This window comes from Granulosicoccus sp. 3-233 (assembly GCF_052681095.1).
In genome coordinates, this window is sequence record NZ_JBQYLE010000003.1 from 408,913 (window position 1) to 430,376 (window position 21,464).

A 21,464-nucleotide genomic window follows, 5' to 3' on the forward strand; every position below is an offset into this window, starting at 1 on the left:
GCCTTTTTCTTGCTCACGGCTTTCTTCTTGCCGACTGCCTTTTTCTTGCTTACCGCCTTCTTCTTGCCGGCAGCCTTCTTTTTTCCGGTTGCCTTTTTCTTGGTAGCGCGCTTTTTGCTGCTAGTCTTCTTCGTGGCATTAGCAGGCTTGGCTGCAGCCGGTTTACTGATTCGTGCCATGGTTCAACTCCTGACCATTGAGTAGAAAATCAAATACAGGAGCCATGACGCCAGACTCCCGGAACAGCCAACTGACTGCCAACATTCATTCGATCTTCCGTTCCCTGACTCACTGGTGGTGAAACTCAAGCCATGGACCATCATGATCGAACACCTTGATGCACATTGAAATCTGGCTAGCCAAACATCACTTCGAACACGAACCGAAAGCCTTAACAACTCATGCCGTGTGGCCGCATTGTCTACATGATGCAAAACTATTTCAACTGCAACGTACAAATGAAAAAATGAAACCCTTGCAAAACTATAACGAAAGCTGTGCGATTTGTATGCAATTCAAAAACTACACCGGTATCGCATGTGTCATGCCTGCTTTAATAATCGATTCAAACTTCGTGTAGTTTCACGACCAAGAAAACCAGAATGCATAACATTTCATCAACCTTCTCCTTGATGTTTCGACGCAGCGCCTCCTTTCTTTATGATTGCCTGTTGTTGATTGCCCTGTTCTTCATCATCACGGCCATTGCCATTGCCTTCAATCATGGCGAAGCCATCCAGAGCCCAGCCTATTATTTCGCTCTGTACCTGGTGGGTTTTCTGTTCTTCGACTGGTTCTGGCGACATGGAGGACAGACACTCGGCATGAGTGCATGGCGCATCAGGGTTGAAGGCAGACAACACGAATCCATCTCGTTCCAGCAGTCCCTGATTCGCTACCTTTCAGGCAGCCTGCTGTTCATCTTCACCTTGTTCTACATGTTGTTCAACGATGACAATACAGCCCTGCACGACAAGCTCAGCAAGACTAGAATTGTATTGTATTACAAGTAGTTACAAACCCTCCGAACTCAAGAGCCTGGCAAACGGACAGGCCGGCTCAGGCAGTCAGGTGGTGCGTTTGATTCCGATCAGGGCGACGAGCAGAAATACCACCAGCGGCAAGGCTGCACTGAGCATTGGCGACAAGCCGTTCGCCAATGCAAGTTGCGTAAGGAGCTTGTTCAGCAACACATAGATGATGCCCAGCATGATGCCGATGAAGATCTTCTGACCCGCTCCTCCGGAACGCTGCGAAGCGAACACGAAGGGCAAGGAGAGCATGAGCATGACCAGTGTCGACAAGGGGCTAGCGATCTTTACCCAGAAGGCCAGTTCGATCAGTCGACTGTCCAGTTGATTCGCTTTCAGATACTGCACCTGATCATGCAGATTGCTGGCGGAAAGACTCTCCGGAGAGACCGAAATACTTTTCAGAACATCGGCACTAACCAAGTCTGGCACGTCAGTATTTTTGACGTTATCGTCCGATGTGACAGTATTTCGACGGACAAACGCCTTCCAGGAAACGCTGTCCAGATGCTCGCTGGAGATTTCATCGGACCCCAGGTTTGTCATTTTCACATCTTCAAGCAACCAGTCATCATTCAGCAAACGCGCTCGTGCAGCACTCATTGCCATACTCAGGGAGTTGCCCTCGAAGCGATGCACACTGACATCAAGCAGTGTGAAATCCGGCATCACGGTTCCGACGTTGACAAACTGATCTGCCGATTTGAGCCACAGACCTCTGCTGCCTTTTACCGAGAGTCTTTTTTCCAAAGCGGTCAGCCTGAGTTCCTCGGCGATCTGTTCAGCACGCGGCATGATGGTCTCGCCCAACAGGGCGATCAGCAACATCAGACCGACGCCGGTCACGACAACGGCCCGTATGATGCGCCCACCCGAGACGCCAGCCGCGCGCATCACGGTCAACTCACTGTTGGATGCCAGTGCACCGAGCCCCAGCAGACTACCCAGCAGAACAGCCGGTGAAAACAGCGTATACGCCTTGCCCGGTATGGTCAGAAAGACATACTGTGCTGCGTCCGATACCGAATAGCTGCCCTTGCCGACATCATCGAGCTCGCTGATGAAAGCGAAGATACTTGCCAATGCAACCAGTGTCATCAGGACCAGCAGGCTGGTCAGCAGTATGGAACGACCGATGTATCTGTCCAGTATGCCGAACATCATGCAGTCCCCTGTACCTTGACGGAAGACGAACCCGAGAGATAACGACCTGACAACCATGACCAGCCAACGCGTCTGGCCAGCAAGAACAGAATGAGACAGGCCACAGCCATGTGAACCGGCCACAAGCCAACCCAGGCGGGCACGGTTCCCGCCGCTATCCACTTGCGCATCAGCACCAGCAGATTGGCGTAGGGAATGTAGATGAGTATGGCTATCGCGATCTTGCCGAAACGCCCCTCGCGTGGCGAGGTATAACTCAGTGGAACGGCCAGCAGAGCCAACAACAACGCTGCCAGCGGAATGGAGATACGCCATTGCAGCTCGGCCTGATCGGCAGCATCACCGGTACCCCACAATTGCGACAGACGCTTGCCCTTGATGATCAGACGAGGCTCTCCGGCTTCTTCTCGGGGTCGCAGAATCCCCTGACGCTTGAAATCGGTAACGGTGTATTCATCATCCCCCGGCTTGCCGACACTGGTCTGCCCATCGGTGAATACCAGGTATTCATCGCCGGTTTCCGGATCTACCTGATAGGAGGCAACCCGGGCCGAGTCGACCGCCGGGATGCCCTCCCCTTTCTGTCGATACATGAAGACATCGTTGAACTGGGTTCTCTCGGGATTGCTCTGACGGGCAAAGAACACCGTATTGCCATCACTGGACTCGATGAATTTGCCCGGAGTAACCAGACTCAAGGCTGATTGATCCCGGATGGTCTGCTTGAGTTGCTGTTCATAACGTGCAGCCCAGGGAGAGGCAAAGACGGTCAGTATGGAAATGAAGATGACTCCCAGCAATCCGATCACGGCAGTCGGTCGCATCAGATCAAGCCAGCCGACACCGCAGGCCTGCATGACCGACATCTCGTTGTCGCGATAGAAGCGCCCGTGCGCCAGCAGTATTCCCAGATACAGCCCCAGCGGTATGAGGGTTACCAGCAGACTGATGGATTTCACACCCACCAGAATCAGCAGCATGTCTGCCTGAATGGCACCGTCGGTGACACTGGACAGACTGCGCCCCAGTACATTGCCGATCATGATGACGAGCAGTACAACCAGTACTGCCAGCCACGTGACCAGCATCTCCTTCATCAGGTAGCGATCCAGTATTCGCATAGTTTGCAGCGTATCCAGGTACAGGCGGTGGACGTTCAGCCTGTCTTCACGAGCTCAAGCATCTCCGACAACGTGTGACTCACGGTTGCCAATGACAAGTGTACTTCATAAGCTGCAGTACACTAGTGGAGAACAGATACTCGGAAATTTCCTGACACCATGCAAATCAATGTCGCCAACCGCCTGCCTCGAACCACCGACAACGCCTGCCAACTGCTTTTCCTGTTTGCCGATGGTCGCTTGAAAGGAGCGGCTCGCAAGATCGACAAGGAGTCCGATGGACAACTCAAGGCCCTGTACGCCAACGGCGATTTCAAAGGTGAAAAAGCCGAAACGCTGCTGTTGCATGCGATGCCTGGCACTACCGCCTCGCGAATCCTGCTGGTCGGTCTCGGAGAACGCAAGACATTTTCAGCGAATGTGTGGCGAGCATCCAGCAAGGCTGCCAGCAAGGCCGTGCTGGCAACTCCGGCCACACAACTCATCAGCGACAGCCTGAACACGATCTCGGATGAAACCCTGTCGGCTGCGGATCTGGCCGAGCAACTGGCGTGCGATCTGATCAACAGTGCCTACGTTTTCGATCTGCACCCGCGGCGTGACACACCGTCGTCCCCTGCACTGGAAGAATGTGTCCTGAGCGTTGACAGATCGCAGCTTGAAGAGACCGCAACAGCGGTGCAGCGTGGCACCTCGACGGCAACAGGCATGCATCTCACTCGGGATCTGGGAAATCTTGCACCCAATATCTGCACACCGTCATACCTGGCCGAACGGGCCGAGGCACTGGCTACCGAGCATGCTTCCCTGACAACCACCATTGTCGACGAAGAAGCGATGGAAGCCATGGGCATGGGTGCTTTCCTCGCGGTATCGCGCGGCAGTCAGCAAGCCGGCAAGCTCATCGTCATGGAACATCAGGGGCAGAAGCGCGCAGGCAAACCGATCGTGCTTGTCGGCAAGGGCGTTACCTTCGACACCGGTGGTATCTCGATCAAACCATCCGAGTCCATGGATGAGATGAAGTACGACATGTGCGGTGCCGCCAGTGTCTTCGGTGTCATGCATGCAGTGGCAAGTCTGCAATTGCCTCTGAATGTCATCGGCATCGTTGCCGCTGCCGAGAACATGCCCGACGGCAATGCCGCCCGACCCGGCGATGTCGTGACCTCGCTGTCCGGTCAGAGTATCGAGATTCTCAATACCGATGCAGAAGGCCGACTGGTGCTGTGCGATGCCTTGACGTATGCCGAACGTTTCAAGCCGGACACGGTCATCGACATGGCCACACTCACCGGAGCCTGCATCATCGCTCTGGGTCATGTTGCCAGCGCGGTGCTCGGCAATCACCAGGAAACGATCGATGCACTGGTAGCAGCGGGTGAACGCAGTGGTGACAGATGCTGGTCGCTGCCTCTGTGGGACGATTATCAGACTCAGCTGGATTCGAACTTTGCCGACATGGCCAATATCGGAGGTCGCCCTGCCGGCACCATCACGGCGGCCTGCTTCCTGTCGCGATTTGCCACTCAGTTCAACTGGGCGCATCTGGATATCGCAGGTATCGCCTGGACCAGTGGCAAGGACAAGGGAGCAAGCGGTCGTCCAGTCCCCCTGTTGATGAACTACCTGTTCAATCGACTGGACTGACAGCGTGACCCGAATCGATTTCTACGTGCTGGCGGGTGATGACCCGCTTGCACGGCTTCATCTGGTCTGCAAGCTGGCCGAAAAGGCCATTGGCGTCCGCCAGAAGGTCTTCATCTACAGTGACTCGGAATTGCAACTCGAACAACTGGATGCATGCTTGTGGGATTTTCGCGCCATGAGCTTCATTGCCCATCAGCGACTGGCTGCCGATCATGTAGCCAGCAGCAGCGACAACGATCCGGTGCATCTGTCTACCGGCGAACCGGCCAGCGACCGCAATCTGCTGATCAATCTGGCCAGCGACGTTCCCCCGTTCTTCTCGCGCTTCGAACGCACGCTGGAAGTTGTCAATGAGCAGGCAGAGGTTCAAAGTGCCGGTCGTCTGCGTTATCGTTTCTACCAGCAGCGCGGTTACCCGCTGCACCACCACAAGATTCAGTGATCCTGACCAACTGCCTTTATACTCCAAGCTCGGCCGGACAGCCGATAGCGCTCTGCACCATGGCTATCGTGAACTGACTTGTGCCATTGCTACACAGCCCTCAGACACAACCGAAGAAGTAGACTATCCCGATGGACAAGACATACAACCCGCAAGCCATCGAAGAGCGTTGGTACAGCACCTGGGAAGACAAGGGCTACTTTGCTCCCCGGGGGGAAGGCAATCCCTACTGCATCATGATCCCGCCACCCAATGTGACTGGAACCCTGCACATGGGCCACGCATTCCAGGACACGATCATGGATGCGCTGATTCGCTACCATCGCATGCTCGGCGACAACACATTATGGCAGCCAGGTTGCGATCACGCCGGTATCGCCACGCAGATGCTGGTCGAACGACAGATCAACAAGGAAGGCAAGACGCGCCACGATCTGGGCCGTGACGCCTTCCTGGACAGGGTCTGGCAGTGGAAGGAAGAATCCGGTGGCAACATCACGCGCCAGCTGCGTCGCCTCGGCGCCTCTCCGGATTGGCAGGCGGAACGCTTCACCATGGACGAAGGCATGTCCAGAGCCGTACAGGAAGTGTTCATCCGCCTGCACGACGATGGCCTGATCTATCGTGGCAAACGTCTGGTCAACTGGGACCCGGTTCTGCACACCGCCCTGTCTGACCTGGAAGTGCTCAGTGAAGAGGAAGACGGCAATCTCTGGCATTTCCGTTACCCACTCACCGATGGCAGCGGTTCTCTGATCATTGCCACCACTCGCCCTGAAACGCTACTGGGCGATACCGCTGTTGCGGTTCACCCCGATGACGAACGTTTCAGTCATCTGGTGGGCAAGACCATCACGCTGCCACTGGTAGGCCGCGAGATTCCCATCGTTGCCGATGACTATGTCGACCCGGAATTCGGTTCCGGCTGCGTCAAGATAACCCCGGCCCACGACTTCAATGACCATGCACTCGGCCTGCGCCACAAGCTTGAAGTCATCAACGTGCTGACCGACGACGCCGCCATGAACGATTCGGTGCCCGAAGCCTATCGCGGTCTGGACCGTTACGAAGCTCGCAAGCGAATCATTGCGGATATGGAGGCAGCCGGTCTGCTGGTCGAGACCAAGGCCCACAAGCTGATGGTTCCGCGCGGTGACCGCTCCGGTGCCGTGGTCGAGCCTTACCTGACCGACCAGTGGTACGTCGACCTGACACGAGACGTCCAGCCGGACGGTCGCCCGGGTGGACACACGGCCATCATCAAGCCTTCACTGGACGCCGTGGCCAGCGGACGTATCGATTTCGTACCCGGTAACTGGTCTCGTACCTACAACCAGTGGCTGGAAAACATCGAAGACTGGTGCATCAGTCGACAGATCTGGTGGGGGCATCGCATACCTGCCTGGTATGACGACGCCGGCAACATCTATGTGGCCGAAAGCGAAGCGGCGGTTCGTACCAAGTATTCCCTGGCCGCCGACCTGCCTCTGCGCCAGGACGACGATGTGCTGGACACCTGGTTCTCCTCGGCCCTGTGGCCTTTCGCCACTCTGGGCTGGCCGGAAAAAACCGAACGACTGCAGACCTTCTACCCCGGCACCGTGCTGGTCACGGGCTTTGACATCATCTTCTTCTGGGTGGCCCGCATGGTCATGTTCGGCACCTATTTCATGGATGGCGAGGTACCGTTCCGCGATGTCTACATGCATGGACTGGTTAGGGACTCCGCCGGACAGAAGATGTCGAAGTCCAAGGGCAACGTACTCGACCCGCTGGATATCATCGACGGGATCGAGCTGGAAGCCCTGGTGGAGAAGCGCACTGCCAACCTCATGCAGGATCACAAGGCAAAGGCCATCGAGGCGCAGACGCGCAAGGAATTTGCCGACGGCATCCCGAGCTACGGTACCGATGCACTTCGGTTCACCTTCGCCTCTCTGGCCTCCAACGGACGTGATATCCGTTTCGACCTGAAACGCGTGGAGGGTTACCGCAACTTCTGCAACAAGCTGTTCAATGCCACGCGCTATGTACTGATGAACACGGAAGGCATGGATGCCAGTGACGTCCCGGCTGAACTCAATCCCATCGATCGCTGGATCATCAGTCAGCTGCAACATACCGAGGCGGCTGTGGCCACGCATATCGAGGAATATCGCTTCGATCTGGCCGCCACGGCGCTGTACGAGTTCATCTGGAACGAATACTGCGACTGGTACCTGGAAATGGCCAAACCTGTCCTCAATGGTGAAACCGGCGAGGCGCAGAAGCAGGCCACTCGCACTACCCTGGTTCGTGTGCTGGAAACCACTCTGCGGCTGGCCCACCCGATCATGCCGTTCATTACCGAAGAACTGTGGCAGCAGGTCGCGCCACTGGCAGACAAGTCCGGACCTACCATTTCACTGCAGCCCTACCCGATCAGCGACAGCCAGCTGGTGGATGAACAGGCGCTTGATGAAATCGAGTGGGTCAAACAGGTAGTCATGGGCGTTCGACGCATCCGCGCCGAAATGAACATCAATCCGGGCAAACGCCTGCCGCTGTATCTGGCAGAATCCTCTGCCGTCGACAAGGAACGGCTGGAACGGCATTCCGAGCTGCTGACATTCCTGGCCAGACTCGACACGATCACGGTACTGGATGCCGATGCCGAAGCTCCGGAATCGGCGGTTGCACTGGTCGATCAGCTGAAGCTGCTGATTCCGATGGCCGGTCTGATCGACAAGGAAGCCGAACTGACTCGATTGACACGAGAGATCGACAAGCTGACGAAACTGGTCACCAGTCTGACTGGCAAACTGAGCAATCCCGGCTTTACGGCCAAGGCGCCAGCCAGTGTGGTGGAAGGCGAGCAACGCAAGCTGGATGATGCCAAGGCTTCATTGCAGCAGCTGGAGCAACAACGGGAACGCATTGCTGCCATGTAGGCAGAGGCCAATGTCACACACGCGCTGTACCCCATGGGCAGCGCGTGTGACCCATCAGAGCCCATCCATCATTGCATCGTATCGCTTGAAAGAGCCATGGCTCGAGCCCTGACAACACGGCGAATGCGGCGACGCGCCGCAAGTTCCCCGAACGCGCAGCGTCGCGCTTCAGCTCGTCGCCAGCAGGTATTGAACCAGCAGCCAGACACACAGCAGAAACAGCGCAGTACCGATCACACCGCCAATCAGAAAATGAATCGGCTTGCCCTGGGTGAAATCACGCTCGCGATTCTTTCTTGACTGAACACCGATCAGACCTGCCCCCACGCTCTGGGCAATTTGCCAGAACCCGGTTCCGGTACGCGCGGCAGATTGCTCCTCCTGCCTCGACGCCGGAACAGCGTCAGGTGTCGGTGCAGTAGCTGACGGGTCATGTGCATCTGTCATCTGAATCATCTTCTCCAGCCAGTTGCAGCCGCCGCATGCGGCGGCCATCCTGACGTCTAGAAACGTATTCCTGCCTTGGCAGTGTAGGTGTTGATATCACCAGTCTGATCGGCTTCCAGCGTTACCGCAAGGCCCAGATTGATGGTAAGACCTACATACAGCTTTTCCAGATCCACCGACTCCTCCATCAGGCCGGTCTCTGCCGCCGGATCTGCCTTCGTTCGCACGATCCCGATTCCGGCATAGGGCGTGAGTACCAGAAAACCCTTGGAAATACTCAATTCCAGCGCCGCATTGTTCACGTCAAGATCATCGATTCCCTCCATCTGGCTGTAACTGGCGCGCAGCCCGACTGCTGGCGAAACGATCCCGCCATCGAGCAATGCGTAGCGCAATTCCGCCCCCAGCACTGTCGCATCGTTATCGATACCTCTGGCGATCGACGCACCGATATCCAGGCCGAAGGGCAAACCCTTGTGAACCTGAACGCGCGCCAGGTTGAAATCGCTGGCGTCGAATGAACCTTCACTGGCGTCATCGAACAGCTCACTGTCGATATCCGAGCTCGACAGACTGAATCCCACATCGAAACCGATGATGCCCAGTCCTTCGGCAGGTGTGACGCTCTTGTAGTGCGTGGCTGCCCCGAGATTTTCTGCCAGCTCTTCGAAACGTGTCTGATCCAGATTACCCAGCGCCCCCAGTGAGTCAGCCTGGAGTACACCGGGCACCATCATCATCGAGCCCAGCACCAGTGTGGCACCGGTTACCGTCTTGCGTGAATTCGTGAAAGTCATTGTTTTTCCTCTGATGCCTGGCTGGCTGATTCGAGTAATTCCATGCTCTCAAGCAATTTCTCTTCCGCATTGTCCACTTCCTGTCGCGCAGCAAGCTCTTCTGCGAGCAGGTCGGTCAATTCCGCTTTCCTGTCCTCATTGTATAGTCCTTCATCGGACAGCTTCTCACGCACCATTGCCAGACGGTTACTCGCCTTGTCCAGGATTCTTTCGCTATCGGCAACGGCACGGCTCAAGGGTGCCAGTCGCGTTCGACGTTCCGCCTCCAGGCGCTTCTGCGTACGCCGATCCGGAACCGCAGGTGCATTGACTGCCACGGCGTTGCCTGCTTGACCTGTGGCGGATGAACCGGCGTCGGTCTCTGACACCTGATCCGACTCTGAAGCCATACTCTGCCGTTGATTGGCAAGCCAGCGGGCATAGCCATCAAGATCATCATCAAAGGGCTTCAACTCACCGCCTGCCACCAGCCACAAGTCGTCGACCACTGCCCGCAGCATCGTTCTGTCGTGTGATATCACCAGCAAGGCACCTTCGAAAGCCACCAGTGCATCGGCCAGGGCCTGTCGCATGACAATGTCGAGATGATTGGTAGGTTCATCCAGCAGCAGCAGATTCGGTCGTGACTGAACGATCAAAGACAGCGCCAGGCGGGCACGTTCACCACCTGACAGTGTGCCGGTAATCTGCAAGGCACGTTCGCCGGAAAAGCCGAATGTGCCGAGAAAAGTCCGAGCCTGGGTTTCACTCAACGTCGGATCATGACTCATCAGCGCCTGCAGCGGCGTCTGATCGCCGCGCAGCTGATCGACCTGATGCTGTGCGAAATAGCCGATTCGCAGCTTCTGTGCCGGCACACGATTTCCCGATTGCAATGCCAGGGAACCGACCAGAGCCTTTACCAGAGTGGATTTACCCGCGCCATTCACGCCCAGCAATCCGATGCGATCACCGCTCTGCACGGTCAGGTTGACCTTGTTCAGTACCGTGGTCTCTGCATAACCCAGATCGGCCTTCTGCAGCACCACCAACGGACTCGGCATGGTATCGGGCGTGCGAAATCCGAAGGTGAACGGCGAGTCGGGACGTACGGCCTGGGTTTCACCCAGCCGCTCGAGCATCTTCAGGCGACTTTGCGCCTGTCGCGCCTTGCTGGCCTTGGCGCGGAAGCGATCGACAAACCCCTGCAACTCGCGACGTCGCGCCTGCGCCTTCTCATGGGCGGCCTGCTGGTTGACGAGACGCGCAGCACGCCAGCGCTCGAAGGCGGTGTAATTGCCGCTGACCAGTGTCACTTCCCCGGATTCGATATGCAGGGTCATGTTGGTTACGGCATCGAGAAATTCACGATCGTGAGATACCAGAATGAGCGTTCCCTCTCGTTGCCGCAGCCAGCTTTCCAGCCACAACACGGCATCCAGATCCAGATGGTTGGTTGGCTCATCCAGCAGCAACAGCTCATTGGGGCTCATCAGTGCCTGCCCGAGGTTGAGCCGCATGCGCCATCCGCCTGAAAATCGCGATACCGGCCACTGGTGCTGCTGTGTGGCAAAACCCAGACCGTTGAGCAATGCGCCGGCACGGGAATGCACGGTATAGCCTCCGGCCTGTTCAAGATCTGCCAACAGGCTCGCCAGGCGCTCACCCTGGTCATCCGGACAAGCCTCGATGGCAGACTGCAGGGAGCGGATACGCTCATCGCCGTCGATGACATAGTCCAGTGCAGAACGATCGGAGGACGGCGTTTCCTGCGCTACATGCGTGATACCCACCTGTTGCTGCAGACTGATGCTGCCGGTGTCCGGCTCGAGGCCGCCACGTATCATCGCGAACAGGCTCGATTTGCCTGTGCCATTGGCGCCGGTCAAGCCGACTTTCTGGCCAGCATGTATCACGAAGTCGACATCGCCGAACAGGCGTTTACCGTCGCGTCTACAGGCGACATCATTGAAACTGAGCATGCCCGCATTTTACGCACTCCTGAGCCGCAAGGACTCATTCGTTTGCTGAAGCGTTCCATGACACGATGTTTCACCGACGACAAAGGCGCTGTCCCGCTACCTCACGCGGGGCCCGACAACGCTTCTGCTATCATCCGCAGCATCACACCGGAGAACATTATCGTGATCAGCAAGTCCTTTCGAACCCTTTGTGTCCTGACAGCCCTGGTCATGCTCAGCGGTTGCGGTATCAACAACATCCCCACCTATGACGAAGCGGTCAACGGTCGCTGGAGCGAAGTCCAGAACCAGTACAAGCGACGTGCAGACCTGATTCCCAACCTGGTCAATACCGTTGAAGGGTTTGCCTCTCAGGAGCGCGATGTGCTCACCGAAGTCACCGAGGCCCGCACGCGTGTTTCACAGATGAACATCTCTCCGGAAATTCTGACAAACCCGGAAGCCTTCCAGCAGTTCCAGGCCAATCAGGGCGCACTGAGCTCTGCCCTGCAACGTCTGATGGTGGTCGTTGAAGCCTACCCCGACCTGAAGTCGAACGAGAATTTTCTGGCACTTCAACAACAGCTGGAAGGCACGGAGAACCGGATCAGTGTCGCTCGACGAGACTACATCCAGGCGGTACAGACCTACAATACGGAGCTGCGCACGATCCCCGGTCGCTGGTGGCATCGTTTCATGTATTCGGACATGCAGCCCAAGGAGAATTTCACGATCAGCGAAGCTGATGCCGTCAATCCGACAGTTGAATTCAACAGCAACTGATTTCGGCAGCACACGCCGCCTCCTTCCGGCTCGGGCAGATAGACATGGCTGCAATCTCGATCACTTCCACCACGAGTACGAATTTCGCAAGCCCGGTCCGTCTGCTGCTTGCGCTTTACCTGCTGTGTCTTGCCGGCCTGGTGCAGGCGCAGGCCGATTTTCCAGTGCTGACCGGTCGAGTCGTGGATCAGGCAGAGCTGCTGAATGCTTCGGAAGAGACTTCGCTGACCGCCCAACTCGAAGCACATGAGCAGGAAACCGGTAATCAGCTGGTCATCGCAACCATCACATCACTCGATGGTCGAGACATCGCGGACTATGCCAACCGCCTGGGCCGTTTCTGGCAGATCGGCACATCCGAGAATGACAACGGCGTATTGCTGCTGGTGGCCCCGAATGAACGCAAGGTGCGCATCGAGGTCGGTTACGGACTGGAAGGAGCCCTGACCGATTCCCTGTCCAGCATCATCATCCAGCGCGAGATACTGCCCGCCTTCCGCCAGGGCAGCTTTTCGACCGGCATCCAGCAAGGTGTCGATGCCATATTGCAGGCAATCCGGGGCGAATACACTGCCGCGGAGAGTGGTGGCAAGCAACGTCGATCCGACTCCGTCAGTCGTCAGATCGGTAATTTCATACCACTGATATTCATTGCCATGGTGGGAGTCCCGCACCTGCTCCGCAAGACGGGCCATCGCAAGGCTGCCAACGGCGCCTTTCCGGCAGGTTTTGCGGGACTGGCGGTCACACTGGGCTCGGGCAACCTTCTGATCGGCCTGGCGGCAGCGGTTGTCGCCTTTCTCTTTGTCTACTTCATGGGCTCTGGCAAGGGCGGTGGCGGTACCGGCAGAACCCGCCGTACCGGGCATATCGGAGGCGGCGGCTTTCGTGGTGGCGGCAGCCTGGGAGGCGGCGGTTTCAGTGGTGGTGGTGGCAGCTTTGGCGGCGGCGGTGCATCCGGGGGATGGTAGGCGTGAGTGTGGAGAACAGCTGACATGGCGTTTCTGAACGATGCGGAAAAAGAGAGACTGGCCGACAAGATCCGGCAGACAGAATCGCGTACCCATGCCGAAGTCGTGACCGTCATTGCACAACAGAGCGACGGTTACCGATACATTCCCATGCTGTGGGCTGCATTGCTCGCCCTGAGTGTTCCGGGGTTGCATTACCTCTGGAACAGCATTGCCGGCAGCGCCTGGACGGTTCAGGATTCCGACCTTGCCTCCGCTACCTGGACCTGGCTCTATCCGGCACAGGTTCTGACCTTTCTCGGTCTGGGGGTGCTGTTCCAGTTGCCTCAGGCAAGGCTCTGGATGATTCCTCGCTCCGTCAAGCAACAACGAGCGGCTCGCCACGCTCGTGAGCAGTTCTTTCTGCAGAAACTGCATCTGACTCGAGAACGCACCGGAGTATTGATATTCGTATCGGTCGCCGAGCACTATGTCGAGATCATCGTCGATACCGGCGTGGCCGAAGTGATCGACAATCAGCGCTGGGAGGCAATCGTGCAGGGTTTCATCGCGCAGGTGCAACGAGGTGATATCGCTGCCGGCTTTGATGGTGCGCTTGATCAGTGCCAGACGCTGTTATGGGAACACTTCCCCGCCCCCGAGGGCAATCCGGATGAACTGCCGAATCACCTGATAGAAGTCTGAGGCCGTTTCCCGGCAACCTCACCTGCCAACAGAAATGTCAGAAATGCCAGCGGAGCCAGACACAGCAGCGCGATTCGCAAGCCGAGCAGTTCGGAAACAAAACCGATCACGGGTGGCGCGACCAGAAAGGCACTGAAGGAAATCATGTTCAGCGAGGCCACATTCCCTGCCGAAGACCTGCCAGGGCGATTGGCCGCAGCACTCACCGCCAGAGGAAACACGATGGCAACCCCCGCTCCGGACAACGCTGCGGCGACAAAGGCCCAGGGTGTAGACGGTGCCAGAGCGAACATCGTGATCCCCACACAAGCTGCCAGTCCTGACACCTTCACGATCAATTCATCCCCGTAACGAGTCGCCAGCCAGTCTCCGGAGAGACGTACCGCGGCCATGACCAGCGAGAAGGACGAGTAGGCCACGGCAATGACCAGAGGTCCGGCGGCCAGCACGTCACGCATGAATACGGCAGACCAGTCGATGAAGGCCCCCTCCACCATCATGATGCCCAGTGGCATGAGACACAGCAGCACCATGGCAGAAGATGGCAAGGTGAACAGACCTGCGCCAGCGCCATCATCGGCCAGTTCCGGCAGGCGTGGCTCCTTCGGCGTCAATCCACTTTCCTCTGCCAGTGCTGCCTCGGCAAGACGGTCCTGATCGCCTGTCCACGCAGCATCCTCGGCTGACACCCCATACGGGCGACCGCCAAGACGGGGCAAGGCGGTAGCGGCCAGGTATCCGCAAAGCGCGATCAGCGGCATGACCAACAGAAAATGCATGGACACGGAAAAACCGGCTTGCGCCAGTGCTCCACCCATCAGGGCACCGAACATGGTCCCCAGACTCCAGAATCCATGACACCGGGACATCAGGCGCTTGCCTGCCACGCGTTCGATTCGCGCTGCCTCGGTATTCATCGCCGTTTCGATCATGCCGATTGCCAGCCCGCTCAGAATCAGCGCCACACTGAGTTGCAGGAATGTGGCGGCCAGAGCCGGTCCCACGAAGAGAATGGCCCACAGGGGCAGGAAAATCCGACAGGCATTGCGCAGTCCGGACCACTCGACAATACGCCCTGCCACGGAGAATCCGATCAGTGTGCCCAATGGCATCATCAGAAGCGCCAGCCCCAGACTGCCATCCGACAGACCGAGTGCGTTCTTGATATCAGGTATGCGCGGAATCCACTGACCGAGGACCGAGGACTCGAAGAAAAACACACCGAAGATGGCCAGAGAGGCCTTGCGCGACTGCATGGAAAACGTGCCAGAAGAGACGACGAGGCCCCGCAGCATACTCTCTTGACGACTTCGCAGTCACAATCCGAGCTTGTGACTGCGAAGCAGGATCGGACGGGTTCTGTCCTGAATCAGCAAACCGTCGCCGTGATCGCCGTGACGACCCGCTTGTTCATCACTTCTTGAGGGCGACAACCTTCTGGTCTTCGCGAGCACTGAGCGTATTCAGGAATTCGCGAAATTCAACGCCGACTTCCTCATGCTCCAGAGCAAATTCCACCTGCGCTTTCAGATAACCGAGCTTGCTGCCACAGTCGAAGCGGCGACCCTTGAAGTTGTACGACAGTACGCGCTGCTCCTTGAGCAGATCGGCAATCGCATCAGTCAGTTGAATCTCGTTACCGGCACCGCGCTTGGTATTTTCCAACAATTCGAAAATTCGCGGCGTCAGAATGTAGCGTCCCACGACAGCCTGATTGCTGGGCGCCTTGTCCACCGGAGGTTTTTCGATGATGCCCGACACTTCCATGAGGCCCGGCTTGACCACCACGCCGTCCACGATACCGTAGGAGCTGACGTCTTCCTTCGGCACCTGTTCGGTACCCAGAATGGAGCAATGCTGAAAATTGAACAGGTCCACCATCTGGCTGAGACAAGGCTTTTCGTTGTCACCGGCATTGATCAGATCATCCGCCAGGATGACGGCAAAGGGCTCGTCATTCACCACGGGGCGTGCGCACAACACCGCATGGCCCAGGCCCAGCGCCTGCGATTGACGTATGAATACACAATTGACATGACTCGGCAGAATGCTGCGCAGTACCTCGAGCATCTTGTCCTTGGATTTGGCTTCGAGCTCGCGCTCCAGCTCGTAGGCCGTGTCGAAATGATCCTCGATCGAGCGCTTGTTGCGGCCCGTAACGAAGATGAGCGTGTCGACACCCGCAGCTACTGCTTCCTCTGCCGCATACTGGATGAGAGGTTTGTCCACTACCGGCAACATTTCCTTCGGATTGGCCTTGGTTGCCGGCAGAAAACGCGTGCCCATGCCTGCTACCGGAAATACTGCCTTCTTGATCGCTTTCATAATGTTTTATAGATCCATTCCGATGACTGCCCTGGTGTCCCTACGGTATCATCGGGTGTTAAGGAGCAACACACGTGGGTCATACCAAAACCCGCGAATTTGCTAATATTTGCAACAGTCAAGCCAAAAAAAGAGACCTGCTCATGACCTTCGTGGTTACCGAAAACTGCATCAAGTGCAAGTACACCGATTGCGTGGAAGTCTGCCCTGTCGACTGTTTCCATGAAGGTCCCAATTTTCTGGTCATCGATCCCGAAGAGTGCATCGACTGCTCATTGTGCGAGCCTGAATGCCCGATTGACGCCATCGTTGCCGAAGAGGACATGAAACCCGAAGATGAGCCCTTTCTGGCGCTCAATGCCGAACTATCGGCCGTATGGCCGGTCATCACTGTACAGAAAGATCCTCCGGCAGATGCGAAGGAGTGGGAGGGCAAGACCGACAAATTGCAATATCTGGAGCGTTGATCCATACAGCCTGACTGTTTTCAGCTATCCCTATCATCTGCCCGTTACGTGCATGACACGTTCCACGGGCAGTCAGAGTTGAGGCTCAGAAGGTACCCGAAGCTGGAACGGGAGCGATTCAGGTCCGACTGTCACGACAACGAAGGTTAGGATACCCAGAGTTTCATGAGCAGGGTGTTGCAAAAAAGTAAAAAACAGTACTGAACTCTGGTCACCTATCGATATAGATGCGCTTGCCACGAATCGATGTCAGCAATTCATAGCTGATGGTACCGGCGGCTCTGGCCAGTTCATCGATCGGATTGTTCTTTCCCCACAACTCCACTGCGTCGCCCACTCGCGCCTCCGGAACCTGGCGCAGATCAACAGCAAACGAATCCATCGATACCCGTCCGACCACAGGGCATTGGCATCCGGCAATGCTCACACGGGCAGATTCATCCAGAACCCTGGGGATGCCATCTCGATAACCCGCTGCCACGTAACCGATGGGCATGTCTTCCGGGCACCGCCATGCCTGCGCATACCCGATGCCGGCTCCTCGCTTCATGAGTTTCACGGAGATCAATGGCGCCTCCACGGTCATGACCGGATGCAGCACAACGTCATTGGCCAGCTCACGATCCAGCGGATTGCATCCGTACAGCATGATACCTGGCCGCGCCCAGTCGGCTCGACTGATCGGCCATGCCAGTACGGCTGCGGAATTGGCCATGGAGCGTTGCAGCGCCATGGGCGGCTGCACGCCGTTGAACCGGCTGACCTGTTGCTCGGTGAACGGATTGCCGGTTTCATCAGCACAGGCAAAGTGGGTCATCAAACCTGACCAGAACACCTTGTCGTCTGAAGCCAGAATGCGAGCGGCCTCCTCCGGCTGGAAACCCAGGCGACCCATACCGCTGTCGACCTTCAACCAGGCGCGCAATTCACCGCAATCGGGATGTTGCCGGAACCATTCGTACTGATGCCGATCATGTATCACTGGCCAGAACTGATGCCGCTTCATCTGCGATGCGGATTCCCCGTTCTGCGGCCCTTGCAGAACCAGTATCGCCTGACGAATGCCGGACTGACGAAGTTCGAGCGCCTCTTCCAGTGTCACGACGGCAAAGCCATCAGCCACTGCGACGGTTGGCTCATTGGTCGCCGATGCCGGTTCACTGTACTGACGCTTCGAGGCTCGCGGTGACAATGCATGTGCGACGGCCACCGCTCCGTGCCCATAGGCATCGGCCTTGATGGTGGCAAACTGCCGGCAACCGCCGCTCAGTCGTCGGGCTGTGGCCAGATTCTGACGCAAGGCCGGCAGATTGACCGTGATGGTGACCGACCGTCTGTTCAAGTCCGCGGACCCTTGACCCAATTCGCGTGAAGCCATGAATTCATGTGCCATCAAACGTTACCACCCATCAGGAAAATTCACCTGTCATGACTTCCGGAGAATAGTTCTCGAAACGGGTATATTGCCCCAGAAAGGTAAGATGCACTGTCCCGACCGGTCCATTTCGCTGCTTTCTGATCAGTATTTCCGCCCGCCCCTTGCTGGCTTCATCTTCGGGGTTGTACACCTCATCGCGATAGATGAACATGATGACATCGGCATCCTGCTCGATGGCGCCGGACTCGCGCAGATCGGACATGACGGGGCGCTTGTCCGGACGTTGCTCCAGACTTCGATTGAGCTGGGACAATGCAATGACAGGAACTTGCAATTCCTTGGCCAGTGCCTTGAGAGAGCGAGAGATTTCCGATATTTCACTGGTTCGGTTCTCCTTGCTGTCGGCAATCTGCATCAACTGCAGATAGTCGATGACAATCAGGCTGATGCCATGCTCACGCGCCAGACGCCGACAGCGAGCGCGCAGATCGGTTGGCGTCAGGGCTGGCGTATCATCGATGTAGACATTGCGTTTCTGGTTCAACAAGGTGATGGCCGAGGTGATCCTTGGCCAATCCTGCTCCATCAGCTTGCCGGTTCTCAGCTTTTGCAACTCCACCCGCCCAAGCGAGGAGATCATCCTCATGCCCAGTTGCTCGGCCGGCATTTCCATGCTGAAGATGGCAACCGGTGCATCCGACACCATGGCCGCATTTTCCGCAAGATTCATCGCGAATGTTGTCTTTCCCATGGAAGGACGCCCCGCGACGATGATCAGATCCGATTTCTGCAATCCGCTGGTCTTCTCGTCCAGCTCGGTGAATCCGGTCGACAAGCCAGTGATCGCGTCATCGGATTCGAACAGCATGTTGATGCGTTCGATGGCGCCCGACAGGACGCTCTTGATGTCATGAAAGCCGCCGCCGCCCCTGGCCGTCTGATCGGCAATCGCGAACACCTTGGTCTCGGCCTCGTCCAGCAGGTCCTTCGAGCTTCTGCCGCCCGCATCATAGGCACTGTCTGCGATCTCGTTGGCCACCGCAATCAACTGTCGGAGCACTGATCGTTCACGCACGATCTCGGCGTAGGCCTTGATGTTGCTGGCACTGGGAGTCACTTCCACCAGTGCACCGATATAGTTCAGGCCACCGGCATCTTCAAGATCCCCTTGTGTCTGCAGCCAGCCGGTCACGGTCACCACGTCGGGATGCCGCCCTTCGATGGCCAGTGCCGAGACTGCACGGAATATCAGGCGATGATTGAACTGATAGAAGTCGGATTCACTGACCGTTTCCGACACCTTGTCGAAGGCTTCGTTGGCCTCCAGCATCAGGCAACCCAGAACCGCCTGTTCCGCTTCAAGTGATTGAGGTGGCTCGTTGTTGCGACGCTTGGCCAGCTGCTCCATCAACTGTTTCGTGGAACGCTTGCCGGAACGTGAACCGCCGCCCTGCCAGTTATCGTTCTGCGCGCCACCATACCCCGGATGGGGGTTGGGGGGTGCTTCCGGGGGGCCAAAAGCCGCCAGATCCACACCAAAATCCTCCGGTGACGCATCCAGAGGCGCACCGTACTCATCCTGCTCCATCGCCGTAGGAAAACCAAAATCTTCGGGCGTATGAACCATCTGCAAGTTACTCCGGCTTGGCGCTGATAATCAGGTGACTGAAGGGCACTCAATCCCCGAACAGATCAGGATTATCCGCCCATTTCCCATGCGAGTGTCACATGGTCAGACACGCTTGGCATCGTACACTGCGAGCCTGACGCAATCTTGCATCCAACACCCCGGCATCCCACCACAGGGTATCACCGGCGACGATCAGATGATCGTCATCCGGGACCGACAGATTAGAATCAGACTTCTTCGCCAACCACGTTGACGATGACTTCAACATCCACATCAGCATGAAGATGCAGTGTGACGGGATGCTCACCGACGTTGCGCAGCGGACCTTCAGGCAGACGAATTTCCTTCTTCTCGACAGTCTGGCCAGCTGTTTCGAACGCCGCACGAATTTCCTCGGTTCCGATGGAACCGAACAGCTTGCCTTCTGTTCCGGCACGTGACGTGATGCTCACGGTAGTGCCTTCGAGAGCGGCCTTGCGAGAATTCGCCTCGGACAGCGCCTCTTCCTGCTGCTTTTCCAGCTCGGCACGGCGTTGCTTGAATGCTTCAAGGTTGTCAGGTGTGGCCATTTCAGCCTTGCCCTGTGGCAGCAGGAAGTTCCGTGCGTAACCGGCCTTCACATCTACCAAATCACCCAGCAGACCGACCTTGTCGATTTTCTCAAGCAGTATGACTTGCATTATAAATTCTCCAATCAGACATTCTTGGAGCGCCGCAGGCTGAACAGATTATCCGCCAGACCCAGCGCTGCCAGTAAAAGCAAAGTATGCGGCAGCAGCAGCAGCACGTAGATTCCGTGCAGCCAGTAGCGGTGCATGCCGCGTTGTTTGACCAACGCGTGAGTCACGGCCAGCCCTTGTACGAAAAAAGCGAATATCACGACCATTGCGATGGCCCCGGCCAGTTGCCCACCCATCATGATGGCCAGAGCAACGATCAGGACACATGCGAAGGCTGCATTGCGGCCCAGCGATAGTGCGTGAAACTCCTTCTGGAATCCGCCCGGATTGAACAGACCCGCCTGCCAGGAACGCGCCAGAAACAATGCACCCAGCGCGATACTGACCACAGAAACACCCAGAGCCCCTGTCATCATTCTGGCCATGGTGGTCATGAAGGCTTCCTGCTGCTCGACACTCAGCGCGGCTGCATCCTCCTCCATCACGACCGCACTACCGAACTGGGAACGCCAGAACTCGGTGCTGTCGCCGGTGATCAGGCTCAGACCGATGACGACCACCACACCACAGGCGACGATGGTCAGAACGGCATAATCGAGCTTCACCGAACGCGCCAGCACCATGCCCGCCAGTATTGCCGGCAACCAGAACACACTGGCCACCAGCGGTACATGGATCGGCGACTGGTACAACACGATGGACACCACGATCAGCATGACAAGACAACCGCCCACCACCTGAATCGCGGAAAGTTCCCCGTGTCGCAACGCGACAAAGGCCACTACCGCCGCACTGGCGATCAGGAAGAACATGGAAGCCATGCTCGCCAGTATCAGCATTCCTGACATATTGCCAGCTGCAACCAATGCAGGCAGCCACAAGGCCGCCAGCAACAGGGCAGCTGCCAGAGCGGCCGCGACAAACGGCCCTCGATCGGCAATTCTGGCCAGACCTATCATGATCTGCCAACCCTGTTGAACGACCTCATCGACGTCACCCCTGTTGCGTCAGTCGGAATCTCCGA

19 protein-coding genes are annotated in these 21,464 nt (G+C 57.1%); 8 read left to right on the forward strand and 11 right to left on the reverse strand.

Annotated features, from left to right (window positions below; genetic code table 11):
• Window positions 1–602: 602 nt before the first annotated feature.
• A complete protein-coding gene (locus tag ACUNV4_RS11125) occupies window positions 603–1,013 on the forward strand; it encodes an RDD family protein (protein ID WP_430878614.1) in 411 nt (136 codons plus the stop codon).
• A 54-nt stretch (window positions 1,014–1,067) separates the two neighbouring features.
• Here the strand turns inward: ACUNV4_RS11125 and lptG are convergent, their stop codons facing one another.
• Both lptG and lptF read right to left on the reverse strand, forming a co-directional pair.
• Window positions 1,068–2,195, reverse strand: a complete 1,128-nt coding sequence (gene lptG, locus ACUNV4_RS11130; RefSeq protein ID WP_430878615.1) for an LPS export ABC transporter permease LptG — start codon at window positions 2,193–2,195, stop codon at window positions 1,068–1,070.
• Window positions 2,192–3,316: an LPS export ABC transporter permease LptF gene (gene lptF / locus ACUNV4_RS11135; RefSeq protein ID WP_430878616.1), complete on the reverse strand. Its 1,125-nt coding sequence runs from the start codon at window positions 3,314–3,316 to the stop codon at window positions 2,192–2,194. Before lptF ends, lptG begins: the two co-directional genes overlap by 4 nt.
• Before the next feature lie 159 nt (window positions 3,317–3,475).
• Between lptF and ACUNV4_RS11140 the strand changes: the two genes are divergently transcribed.
• The 3 genes from ACUNV4_RS11140 (at window position 3,476) to ACUNV4_RS11150 (ending at window position 8,338) form a co-directional block, all read left to right on the forward strand.
• Window positions 3,476–4,966 carry a leucyl aminopeptidase gene (locus tag ACUNV4_RS11140; RefSeq protein ID WP_430878617.1) on the forward strand — a complete coding sequence of 497 codons (1,491 nt, stop codon included), beginning with the start codon at window positions 3,476–3,478 and terminating at the stop codon, window positions 4,964–4,966.
• 4 nt (window positions 4,967–4,970) lie between these two features.
• A complete protein-coding gene (locus ACUNV4_RS11145; protein WP_430878618.1) occupies window positions 4,971–5,408 on the forward strand; it encodes a DNA polymerase III subunit chi in 438 nt (145 codons plus the stop codon).
• Window positions 5,409–5,539: 131 nt separating this feature from the next.
• Window positions 5,540–8,338, forward strand: coding sequence for a valine--tRNA ligase (locus tag ACUNV4_RS11150; RefSeq protein WP_430878619.1), 2,799 nt, complete (start codon window positions 5,540–5,542; stop codon window positions 8,336–8,338).
• Between the two features lie 168 nt (window positions 8,339–8,506).
• Here the strand turns inward: ACUNV4_RS11150 and ACUNV4_RS11155 are convergent, their stop codons facing one another.
• Genes ACUNV4_RS11155 through ACUNV4_RS11165 form a run of 3 tightly spaced genes read right to left on the reverse strand, consistent with a single transcriptional unit; the run spans window position 8,507 to window position 11,543 of the window.
• Complete coding sequence (locus ACUNV4_RS11155; RefSeq protein ID WP_430878620.1) at window positions 8,507–8,785, reverse strand: DUF2970 domain-containing protein; 279 nt, start codon at window positions 8,783–8,785, stop codon at window positions 8,507–8,509.
• 56 nt (window positions 8,786–8,841) lie between these two features.
• Window positions 8,842–9,582, reverse strand: coding sequence for a hypothetical protein (locus ACUNV4_RS11160; RefSeq protein WP_430878621.1), 741 nt, complete (start codon window positions 9,580–9,582; stop codon window positions 8,842–8,844).
• Window positions 9,579–11,543 (reverse strand): ATP-binding cassette domain-containing protein, encoded by a 1,965-nt coding sequence (locus ACUNV4_RS11165; protein WP_430878622.1) that lies wholly within the window; start codon window positions 11,541–11,543, stop codon window positions 9,579–9,581. The genes ACUNV4_RS11160 and ACUNV4_RS11165 overlap by 4 nt, the downstream gene beginning before the upstream one ends.
• A gap of 162 nt (window positions 11,544–11,705) precedes the next feature.
• On the opposite strand from ACUNV4_RS11165, the gene ACUNV4_RS11170 reads away from it, so the two are divergent.
• The 3 genes from ACUNV4_RS11170 to ACUNV4_RS11180 are packed head-to-tail and all read left to right on the forward strand — an operon-like array spanning window position 11,706 to window position 13,960.
• Window positions 11,706–12,305, forward strand: coding sequence for a LemA family protein (locus tag ACUNV4_RS11170; RefSeq protein ID WP_430878623.1), 600 nt, complete (start codon window positions 11,706–11,708; stop codon window positions 12,303–12,305).
• 44 nt (window positions 12,306–12,349) lie between these two features.
• Window positions 12,350–13,276: a TPM domain-containing protein gene (locus tag ACUNV4_RS11175; RefSeq protein WP_430878624.1), complete on the forward strand. Its 927-nt coding sequence runs from the start codon at window positions 12,350–12,352 to the stop codon at window positions 13,274–13,276.
• 24 nt (window positions 13,277–13,300) lie between these two features.
• On the forward strand, window positions 13,301–13,960 hold the full coding sequence (locus tag ACUNV4_RS11180) for a TPM domain-containing protein (protein WP_430878625.1): 660 nt from the start codon (window positions 13,301–13,303) through the stop codon (window positions 13,958–13,960).
• Here ACUNV4_RS11180 and ACUNV4_RS11185 read toward each other — a convergent pair.
• Together ACUNV4_RS11185 and galU are read right to left on the reverse strand one after the other, a co-directional pair.
• Window positions 13,942–15,216, reverse strand: a complete 1,275-nt coding sequence (locus tag ACUNV4_RS11185) for an MFS transporter (protein ID WP_430878626.1) — start codon at window positions 15,214–15,216, stop codon at window positions 13,942–13,944. The two genes, ACUNV4_RS11180 and ACUNV4_RS11185, sit on opposite strands and share 19 nt — an antisense overlap.
• A gap of 157 nt (window positions 15,217–15,373) precedes the next feature.
• On the reverse strand, window positions 15,374–16,285 hold the full coding sequence (galU, locus tag ACUNV4_RS11190) for a UTP--glucose-1-phosphate uridylyltransferase GalU (RefSeq protein ID WP_430878627.1): 912 nt from the start codon (window positions 16,283–16,285) through the stop codon (window positions 15,374–15,376).
• Between the two features lie 143 nt (window positions 16,286–16,428).
• Between galU and fdxA the strand changes: the two genes are divergently transcribed.
• Window positions 16,429–16,752 (forward strand): ferredoxin FdxA, encoded by a 324-nt coding sequence (fdxA, locus tag ACUNV4_RS11195; RefSeq protein WP_430878628.1) that lies wholly within the window; start codon window positions 16,429–16,431, stop codon window positions 16,750–16,752.
• Between the two features lie 211 nt (window positions 16,753–16,963).
• On the opposite strand, the gene alr is transcribed toward fdxA, so the two are convergent.
• The 4 genes from alr to ACUNV4_RS11215 form a co-directional block, all read right to left on the reverse strand.
• Window positions 16,964–18,094 (reverse strand): alanine racemase, encoded by a 1,131-nt coding sequence (alr, locus tag ACUNV4_RS11200; RefSeq protein WP_430878629.1) that lies wholly within the window; start codon window positions 18,092–18,094, stop codon window positions 16,964–16,966.
• Between the two features lie 67 nt (window positions 18,095–18,161).
• On the reverse strand, window positions 18,162–19,538 hold the full coding sequence (gene dnaB, locus ACUNV4_RS11205) for a replicative DNA helicase (protein WP_430878779.1): 1,377 nt from the start codon (window positions 19,536–19,538) through the stop codon (window positions 18,162–18,164).
• A gap of 449 nt (window positions 19,539–19,987) precedes the next feature.
• On the reverse strand, window positions 19,988–20,440 hold the full coding sequence (gene rplI / locus ACUNV4_RS11210) for a 50S ribosomal protein L9 (protein ID WP_430878630.1): 453 nt from the start codon (window positions 20,438–20,440) through the stop codon (window positions 19,988–19,990).
• Between the two features lie 14 nt (window positions 20,441–20,454).
• Window positions 20,455–21,399 (reverse strand): hypothetical protein, encoded by a 945-nt coding sequence (locus ACUNV4_RS11215; RefSeq protein ID WP_430878631.1) that lies wholly within the window; start codon window positions 21,397–21,399, stop codon window positions 20,455–20,457.
• Between the last annotated feature and the right edge of the window lie 65 nt (window positions 21,400–21,464).

Bases quoted from the DNA above. Each gene is read 5' to 3' on its own strand.
- ACUNV4_RS11125 (WP_430878614.1), top strand. From the start codon at position 603: ATGCATAACATTTCATCAACCTTCTCCTTGATGTTTCGACGCAGCGCC.
- lptG (WP_430878615.1), bottom strand. From the start codon at position 2,195: ATGATGTTCGGCATACTGGACAGATACATCGGTCGTTCCATACTGCTG.
- lptF (WP_430878616.1), bottom strand. From the start codon at position 3,316: ATGCGAATACTGGATCGCTACCTGATGAAGGAGATGCTGGTCACGTGG.
- ACUNV4_RS11140 (WP_430878617.1), top strand. From the start codon at position 3,476: ATGCAAATCAATGTCGCCAACCGCCTGCCTCGAACCACCGACAACGCC.
- ACUNV4_RS11150 (WP_430878619.1), top strand. From the start codon at position 5,540: ATGGACAAGACATACAACCCGCAAGCCATCGAAGAGCGTTGGTACAGC.
- ACUNV4_RS11155 (WP_430878620.1), bottom strand. From the start codon at position 8,785: ATGACAGATGCACATGACCCGTCAGCTACTGCACCGACACCTGACGCT.
- ACUNV4_RS11160 (WP_430878621.1), bottom strand. From the start codon at position 9,582: ATGACTTTCACGAATTCACGCAAGACGGTAACCGGTGCCACACTGGTG.
- ACUNV4_RS11165 (WP_430878622.1), bottom strand. From the start codon at position 11,543: ATGCTCAGTTTCAATGATGTCGCCTGTAGACGCGACGGTAAACGCCTG.
- ACUNV4_RS11175 (WP_430878624.1), top strand. From the start codon at position 12,350: ATGGCTGCAATCTCGATCACTTCCACCACGAGTACGAATTTCGCAAGC.
- ACUNV4_RS11180 (WP_430878625.1), top strand. From the start codon at position 13,301: ATGGCGTTTCTGAACGATGCGGAAAAAGAGAGACTGGCCGACAAGATC.
- ACUNV4_RS11185 (WP_430878626.1), bottom strand. From the start codon at position 15,216: ATGCAGTCGCGCAAGGCCTCTCTGGCCATCTTCGGTGTGTTTTTCTTC.
- galU (WP_430878627.1), bottom strand. From the start codon at position 16,285: ATGAAAGCGATCAAGAAGGCAGTATTTCCGGTAGCAGGCATGGGCACG.
- fdxA (WP_430878628.1), top strand. From the start codon at position 16,429: ATGACCTTCGTGGTTACCGAAAACTGCATCAAGTGCAAGTACACCGAT.
- dnaB (WP_430878779.1), bottom strand. From the start codon at position 19,538: ATGGAGCAGCTGGCCAAGCGTCGCAACAACGAGCCACCTCAATCACTT.
- rplI (WP_430878630.1), bottom strand. From the start codon at position 20,440: ATGCAAGTCATACTGCTTGAGAAAATCGACAAGGTCGGTCTGCTGGGT.
- ACUNV4_RS11215 (WP_430878631.1), bottom strand. From the start codon at position 21,399: ATGATAGGTCTGGCCAGAATTGCCGATCGAGGGCCGTTTGTCGCGGCC.